Below are 7,375 nucleotides of genomic sequence, written 5' to 3'. Positions count from 1 at the left end.
TGTCGCGGGCGGTGGTGGGCGCGCTGGCCTCGGGCGCGCCGCCCGGCGCGGGGGGCGAGGCGAGCGCGGGATGCGGGCCGCTGGCGGCCGTGGCGTCGGCCGACCCCTACGGGGAGGATCTGCAGCTGGCGTTGCACGTGTGCTTCGAGCTGCACTATCGCGGGTTCGCCGGGGTGGAGGCGGACTGGGAGTGGGACCCGGGGCTGCTGGGGCTGCGCGGGGCGATGGAGGCGGCGTTCCTGGGGGCGTTGCGCGCGGACCTGCCGGGCGGCGGTGACGTGCGGGGGGCGCTGGAGGAGCTGCTGGTGGAGCCGGTGGACGCCGGCGGGGTGACGCATCATCTGCGGGACGCGGGCGAGTGGTGGCAGCTGCGCGAGTACGCGGCGCTGCGGTCGGTGTACCACCTGAAGGAGGCCGATCCGCACGCGTGGGTGATCCCGCGGCTGCGGGGGCGGGCGAAGACGGCGCTGGTGGCGGTGGAGCACGACGAGTTCGGCGCCGGCCGGGAGGAGATGATCCACGCGGGCCTGTACGCGGACCTGCTGGAGGACCTGGGCCTGGACTCCTCCTACGGCGGCCATGTGGAGGCGGCTCCGGCGGTGATGCTGGCGACGGTGAACATGATGTCGCTGTTCGGGCTGCGGCGGTCGCTGCGGGGCGCGCTGGTGGGGCATTTCGCGGCGGCGGAGATCACCACGGCGCCGTCGGCGCGGCGGATGGCGCGGGCGCTGGAGCGGCTGGGGGCGGGGCCGCGGGCGGTGCTGTTCTTCACCGAGCACATCGAGGCGGACGCGGTGCACGAGCAGGTGCTGCGGCACGAGGTGATCGGCGGGCTGCTGGAGGAGGAGCCGGAGCTGGCGGCGGACGTGGTCCTGGGGATCCGGGCGACGGGGCTGCTGGAGGACCGGCTGGGCGCGCACGTGCTGGGGTGCTGGCGGGGGCGGCCCGCGCGGTCGGCTCTGCGGCGTCCGCTGGAGGAGGGGCGTCCCGGCGCGGGCGCCTCGCCGTGCTGAGCGGCGCCGGGATGATCTCCATGTTGATCTACAGGGCGACCTCCGCCGCGCGGGGCCGCGTTTCTGTTGTCGCATTTGCGGTACATGAGCGGAATGTTGCTGTTGAGGCCGCCGGGCGTGTACCGGCCGCAGAACGACACCGCGATGCTGGCCGGAGCGCTGCGCGAGGCGCGGCTGCCGCCGGGCGCGCGGGTGCTGGAGCTGGGCACCGGGACGGGCGCGGTGGCGGTGGCCGCCGCGCGGGAGGGCGCCGGGCAGGTGGTGGCGGTGGACGTGTCGGTGCGGGCCGTGCTGGCGGCGCGGGTGAACGCGCGGGTGCGGGGGCTGCCGGTGCGGGTGCTGCGCGGCGACCTGTTCGGCCCGGTGCGGGGCGAGGTGTTCGACGTGATCGTCGCCAATCCCCCGTACGTGGTGGGGCATCGTGACCCGGCGGCGGTGCGCGGCCGGGGGCGGGCGTGGGAGGCGGGGGCGTCGGGCCGGGCGGTGCTGGACCGGATCTGCCGGGACGCGCCGGGTCATCTGGCGCGGCACGGGACGCTGCTGGTGGTGCAGTCGGCGCTGAGCGGGGCTGCGGCCACGCTGGTGGCGCTGCGGGGGGCGGGGCTGCGGGCCTCGGTGGTGGCGCGCCGCCGTGAGCCGTTCGGGCCGGTGATGCTGGCGCGCGCGGCGGAGCTGGAGGCGCGGGGGCTGGTGCGTCCGGGGCAGCGGCACGAGGAGCTGTTGGTGATCCGCGGTGACCTGCCGTCCGCGGCGGGCGAGGCCGTGCAGACCCCGCTGGAGGGCACGCGGCAGGACCCGCGGCAGGGCGCGGGGCGGACGGTGCGGCGGACGGCGGTGCGGGGCTCTGCGGGGGGCGGGGGACGGCATGCGGCGTGAGGGGGCGCCGCGGCGGGTGCGGATGGTGCGGGACGGGCCGCTGCTGGTGGAGGGGCCGGTCGAGGTCGAGCTCGAGGACGGCACGCGGGTGGTGTCGGACCGGTTCCTGGTGGCGCTGTGCGTGTGCAGGCGCAGCCGGGCGTTCCCGTTCTGCGACACCAGCCACCGCCGCCGTGCCCGGCCGGGCGCCGGGTGAGGTGCCCGGCCGTGCCAGGGTAGGGCCGGGCGCGCGGGTGCGGGAGCGGATGCCGCGGGTCGTTCGCTCCGCTGCCTCGCCGGAGTCGTGGCCGTGGGCCTCGGCGCCCCGGACGATGCGCGACCGGGGAGGGTGACCGGTTCGGGCGCCGCGTCGCACCGTGCCGGCGGCCGGTCGTTCTCGTTCTGTGCGTTCCCGTTCTGTGGCGGCGTCCACCGCCGGTGTGGGCGGCCGGGCGCCGGGTGGGGTCCTCTGCCGGGTGGGACGGTCGCCTGATCCTGGCCTGATCCCGGCCGGTCAGGCGCGGGGCGGCGGTGCGGTGGGCGGGTCCGCGGGCTGGGCGCGGTCGTGCCGGGGGCGGACGGTCAGGGTGAGGGTGCCGGGGAGCGAGGCGAGCGCCTCGCGCAGGCGGGCGGCGAGGGCGTCGCGGTCGGCGGGCCCGGGGGCCGCGGTCCATCCCTGGAGCGCGTAGTGGAAGGAGGCGACCAGGAGGTCGAGGGCCAGGCGCGGCCGCGGGTCGCGGGTGACGTCCAGGCCGAACCGCCGCCGCAGGACGTCGAGCGCGGCGCTGCTCGTGCGGTCGCAGAACTGGAGGCCGTGCGCGTTCATCGACGGGGTCCGGGCGGCGAGCCGGCGGCTGAGCAGGGCGCGGCCGGCCCAGTCCGGGGCGGGCATGCGGTGCAACGCGCCGACCAGGGTGTCCCCGAGCAGCCCGATCAGGGTGCCCGCCGGCTCGCGTGTCTCCAGGTCCTCCAGGAACGCCGCCCACAGGTCCTGGGTGGGGGCCATCGCGACGTCTTCCTTGCTGTCGAAGTAGCGGAAGAACGTGCGTTTGGAGATCTCGACCTCGGCGCAGAGCCCGTCGAGCGTGGTGCCCTCGAAGCCCTGCGCGGTGAACCGGTCGAGGGCGGTGTCGATCAGGGCCTGGCGGGTGCGGAGCTTCTTGCGCTCGCGCAGCGGCAGGTCCGGGGAGATCGCGGTGTTCATCGTCCCCCACTGTACCCGGTGCGCTAACGCCCCTTGTAGCATTATGTCACTCAGTGGCATTGGCTTCTTGGTGAAAGGTGTTTCGCATGCGCGCACTGCTCGTCGACCATTCCGTCCCCGGGGGGCTCCGGCTGGGCACCGCCCCGGATCCGGTGCCCGCTCCCCACCAGGCGCTGGTCCGGGTGGCCGCGACGTCGCTCAACCACGGCGAGGTCGCCTTCGACCTCGCGGAGGCCCCCGACGGCGCCGTGCTGGGCTGGGACGCGGCCGGGATCGTGGAACGCGCGGCCCAGGACGGTTCGGGGCCCGCGGCGGGCACCCCGGTCGTCACGCTCGGTCCCGGCGGCGCGTGGGCGGAGCTCCGCGCCGTGGACACCGACCTGATCGGGACGGTTCCCGAAGGAGCCGACCCGGGCGTGATCAGCACCGTTCCGGTGGCGGGCGCCAGCGCGCTGCGCGCCCTGCACCGGATCGGCCCGATCCTCGGCAAGCGGATCCTGGTCACCGGCGCCACGGGAGGGGTGGGCCGCTACGCCGTCCAGCTCGCGGCGCTGGGCGGGGCGCGGGTCGTCGCCTCCACCGGCGACCCGGACGCGCACGGCGCGAGCCTGCGCGCGCTCGGGGCCGCCGAGGTGATCCGCGAGCCGGCGGAGATCGGCGAACCGGTGGACGGCGTGGTGGAGCAGGTGGGCGGGCGGCGGCTGGTGGACGCCTACGAGCGCCTGGCCCCGGGCGGCACGCTCGTGGCGCTCGGCCACTCCTCGGAGGAGGGAGAGAGCTTCCCGTTCGGCGCCCTGTTCGGCCATCAGGGGCGCCATGACCGCTCGATCGTCACGTTCTTCCTGCTCGCCTGCCGCGACCTGGCCCCCGACCTGACCTGGCTCGCCGCGGCCGTCGCGGACGGGCGGATCGCTCCGCACCTCTCCTGGCGGGGTTCCTGGGAGAACGTCGCGGACGCGACCGGGGCGCTGCTGGAGCGGCGCCTGAACGGCAAGGCGGTCCTGGAGATCGGCTGACCCCACCGGCCCACCGGCAGGCCGGTCCGGCCGCCGGTGCCCGCCGGGGCGGCGGCCGGTGGTCAGCCGGTGAGGCTGTCCAGCGCGACGTCCAGGCGCTGGGCCAGGCGTTCGAGCTGCTCGTCGTTGGCACCGGTGTCCAGTTCGGCGATGACGGCGTCGCGGGTGGTGATGACCATCCCGCCGTCGTGCCGGGCCCCGCCGCGGGCACCGGGGCCCGGCACGACGGCGGCGCGGCCCTCGACGACGACGAGGGCGGCGTCGCGGTCGTCGGAGGCGAGCAGGGCGTGCAGGTGTTCGGCTGTGATCGTCGGCATGGGCGGTCTCCTGTGTCGTGGCGCGATGCCCGCCGGTGGACCGGTGGGCGGCCCGGTGGCGATGGTCAGGGCTTACGGCCGATCCCGGAGGTGAACTCGCGGCGGCGCAGGGGGCCGCCGGTGTCGGGCGACAGGGGCGGGGTGTCGCGTCCGGCGCCGCTGCGCAACCCGTCCAGGAACTCCTCGACGGCGTCGCGGGCGGTGTGCTCGGGGGTCCAGCCGAGGCCGTCGCGGGCACGCGAGACGTCCATGAGCGGGACCTTCATCGCCAGGTCGAACAGGCCGGGCGAGGCGGGGACCAGGTGCAGGTTCCAGGCGGCGGCCAGCGCGGCGCGGACGCCCCGGGCGGGCAGCCGCACGGTCCGCGCGCCGAGCAGGTCCGCGAGTTCGGCGGCGTCCAGGACGGGCTCGGCGGCGATGTTGAAGGCCCCCTCGGCGTCGCCGAGGGCCGCGAGCGCGAACGCGCGGCCCGCGTCGGCGGAGTGCAGGGCCTGCAGGCGCAGGCCGGGCAGGTCCGGGACGAGGGGGACGCGGCCGGGGCGGACGAGCCGGCCCGGCAGCAGCGGCCCGGCGAACAGGCGGCGCTGCTCGGCGGCGCTCTGGCGTTCGAAGATGAACCCGGGACGGATCCGGACGACGCGGCGGCGGGGTTCGCGGGCCTGGTAGGCGTCCAGGAGCCGTTCGACGTAGGCCTTCTCGCGGCTGTAGGCGGCGCCGGCCCAGCCGTGGGTGGGCCAGGACTCGTCGACGGCGCGGTCCTTGGGGCCCGGCGAGTAGGCGCCGATGGAGGAGGCGTACACCAGGGCGGGCACGCCGGCGCGGGCGGCGGCCTCGAACACCCGGGCGCTGCCGACGACGTTGGCGTCCCAGGTGACGGCGGGGCGGTGGGTGGGCTGGAACAGCCAGGCCAGGTGGATGACGGCGTCGGCGCCGCGCAGGTGGGGGACCAGGTCGGCGTCGGTGACGTCGGCCTGGACCCAGGTGGTCTTGTCGGCCTCCAGGCCGGGTCTGCGGCGGGCGATGCCGGTGATGGAGGTGACGCGCGGGTCGGCGGCGAGCGCGTGAACGGTGCTGGTCCCGATGTTGCCGGTGGCGCCGGTGACGACGACGCGCATGGTGGACTCCCCCTCGTCGCGTCGGTTGTCAGGTGGACGGGTGGGGCCCATTCCCACAGGACGGCGATCTATGCGCGGTTGATCTGGGCGGTTGATCTGCGGGGACGGCCGGTGGTCCTAGGCCGCAAGTCCCGGACGGGTGCGGTCCAACGGCCGATGCCCGCCCGGCCCCCGGTCCGGATCATGGTGGGGTCGATCGGAACGGACGGGGAGGCCGCGGTGGTCGGACCTGACGCCGCGGGCGCGGGGACACCGCACCGCTCGTCGTTGAAGGGGTGCGCCTCACGGTGCCCGCCGGGACCGGTGCGCGTTTCAGCCACCGGATCTCCCAGCGGACGAAAGGGACCTTCATGTCCTCGACCCCGGTCCGGGCGCACCGCCCGGGCCTGATTTTGGCGTTGCTGGCGTTCGCCCAGCTCATCATCGCCCTCGACTACAACATCGTCTATGTGGCGCTGCCGGACATCGGCGGCGACCTGAAGTTCTCCGATCAGACCCTGCAGTGGGTGGTCAGCGCGTACGCGGTGGCCTACGGGGGGCTTCTGCTGCTGGGCGGGCGGGCGTCGGACCTGTTCGGCCGGCGCCGGATGTTCCTGTTCGGCCTGGCCCTGTACGGGCTGTCGTCGCTGGCGGGCGGGCTGGCGCCGCAGGCGGGGGTGCTGCTGGCGGCGCGGGGGGTGCAGGGCGTCGGCGGGGCGTTCCTGTTCCCGGCGACGCTGTCGCTGGTCAGCACGACGTTCACCGAGGGCCGTGAGCGCAACCGGGCGTTCGCGGTGTGGGCCACGGCCGGGGCGGGCGGCATGGTGCTCGGCTCGCTGCTGGGCGGGGTGCTGACCCAGGCGTTCGGCTGGTCGGCGGTGTTCTTCGTCAACGTGCCGCTGGCGCTGGGCGGGATCGTCGCGGCGGTGATGCTGCTGGCGCCGGACGGGCCGATCCTGCGGGGCCGCTCGTTCGATCTGCCGGGGGCGCTGACCGCGACGGCGGGCACGACGCTGGTGGTGTTCGCGCTGGTGCAGGGCCCGGAGTCGGGCTGGGGCTCGCCGGGGGTGGCGGGCGCCGCGGCCGCGGGCGCGGCGCTGCTGGCGGCGTTCGTGACGATCGAGCGGCGGGGCCGCGATCCGCTGATGCCGCTGTCGCTGCTGCGCAACCGGCACCTGAGCGCGGGCATCGCCACGGCGTTCCTGTTCATGGCGACGTTCGGGACGCTGGTGTACTTCCTGATGGTCTACTTCCAGACGGTGCGGGGGTACGGGCCGCTGCGCACGGGAGTGGCGTACCTGGTGCCGATGGCGGCGACCGTCGTGGGCTCGAACCTGGGCGGCGCGCTGGCGACCCGGTTCGGGATACGCGCGACGCTCATCTGCGGGCAGGCGCTCGGGGCCGGCGGCGCGGTGTGGCTGGGTCTGGCGATGGCGCCGGACGGGTCGTACGCGGCGCTGGTGGGGCCGATGCTGGTGTTCAGCTTCGGTCAGGGGATCGTGTACACCACGTTGTTCGCGGCGGCCTCCACGGGGGTGCCGCCGCACCGGCAGGGCGTCGCGTCGGGGATGACCTCGACGGGCCTGCAGGTCGGCAGCGCGGTGGGGCTGGCGGTGCTGGTGGCGATCGCCAACGCCGGGACGGGCGGCCGGTCGGGGGAGGCGCTGCGGGTCGCGGTGACCGACGGGCTGCGTTCGGCGGTGCTGGTGACGGCGGCGGGGATCGGGGTGCTGATCCTGGTGGCGCTGTCGTTCGGGCGTCCGGCCGCGCCGGCTCCGGCGGCCGAGGAGCCCGCCGCGCCGGTGGGGGCGTCCTGACCCGGGGTCGGTGACCCGGCCGGCCCGTGCCGGTCCGATGCGCCGGTCCGATGCGCGGG

Annotated in this window: 8 protein-coding genes; 5 read left to right on the top strand and 3 right to left on the bottom strand. The window is 76.1% G+C overall.

Annotated elements, in window-relative coordinates:
- The 3 genes from E1291_RS21015 to E1291_RS21005 form a co-directional block, all read left to right on the top strand.
- Positions 1–1,013, top strand: a 1,013-nt coding sequence (locus E1291_RS21015) for an iron-containing redox enzyme family protein (protein WP_207400849.1), incomplete at its 5' end; no start/stop codon positions are given.
- A gap of 84 nt (positions 1,014–1,097) precedes the next feature.
- Positions 1,098–1,889 (top strand): HemK2/MTQ2 family protein methyltransferase, encoded by a 792-nt coding sequence (locus tag E1291_RS21010; protein ID WP_242614277.1) that lies wholly within the window; start codon positions 1,098–1,100, stop codon positions 1,887–1,889.
- Positions 1,879–2,085: a CDGSH iron-sulfur domain-containing protein gene (locus E1291_RS21005; protein ID WP_131739546.1), complete on the top strand. Its 207-nt coding sequence runs from the start codon at positions 1,879–1,881 to the stop codon at positions 2,083–2,085. Before E1291_RS21010 ends, E1291_RS21005 begins: the two co-directional genes overlap by 11 nt.
- Before the next feature lie 297 nt (positions 2,086–2,382).
- Here the strand turns inward: E1291_RS21005 and E1291_RS21000 are convergent, their stop codons facing one another.
- A complete protein-coding gene (locus E1291_RS21000; protein WP_131739545.1) occupies positions 2,383–3,072 on the bottom strand; it encodes a TetR/AcrR family transcriptional regulator in 690 nt (229 codons plus the stop codon).
- An 86-nt stretch (positions 3,073–3,158) separates the two neighbouring features.
- Here E1291_RS21000 and E1291_RS20995 point away from each other — a divergent pair, with 86 nt between their 5' ends.
- Positions 3,159–4,088, top strand: a complete 930-nt coding sequence (locus tag E1291_RS20995; protein WP_131739544.1) for a zinc-binding dehydrogenase — start codon at positions 3,159–3,161, stop codon at positions 4,086–4,088.
- 62 nt (positions 4,089–4,150) lie between these two features.
- Here E1291_RS20995 and E1291_RS20990 read toward each other — a convergent pair whose 3' ends face one another.
- Positions 4,151–4,405 (bottom strand): hypothetical protein, encoded by a 255-nt coding sequence (locus E1291_RS20990; protein ID WP_131739543.1) that lies wholly within the window; start codon positions 4,403–4,405, stop codon positions 4,151–4,153.
- A 65-nt stretch (positions 4,406–4,470) separates the two neighbouring features.
- The gene (locus E1291_RS20985) at positions 4,471–5,520 is read right to left on the bottom strand and encodes an NAD-dependent epimerase/dehydratase family protein (protein ID WP_131739542.1); all 1,050 of its coding nucleotides are present in this window, start codon (positions 5,518–5,520) and stop codon (positions 4,471–4,473) included.
- A 350-nt stretch (positions 5,521–5,870) separates the two neighbouring features.
- Between E1291_RS20985 and E1291_RS20980 the strand changes: the two genes are divergently transcribed.
- A complete protein-coding gene (locus tag E1291_RS20980; protein WP_131739541.1) occupies positions 5,871–7,316 on the top strand; it encodes an MFS transporter in 1,446 nt (481 codons plus the stop codon).
- Positions 7,317–7,375: the final 59 nt, after the last annotated feature.

Source organism: Actinomadura roseirufa, from assembly GCF_900659635.1.
Classification (GTDB): Bacteria; Actinomycetota; Actinomycetes; order Streptosporangiales; family Streptosporangiaceae; genus Spirillospora; species Spirillospora roseirufa.
This window is presented reverse-complemented; position numbering and strand designations above follow the sequence as displayed.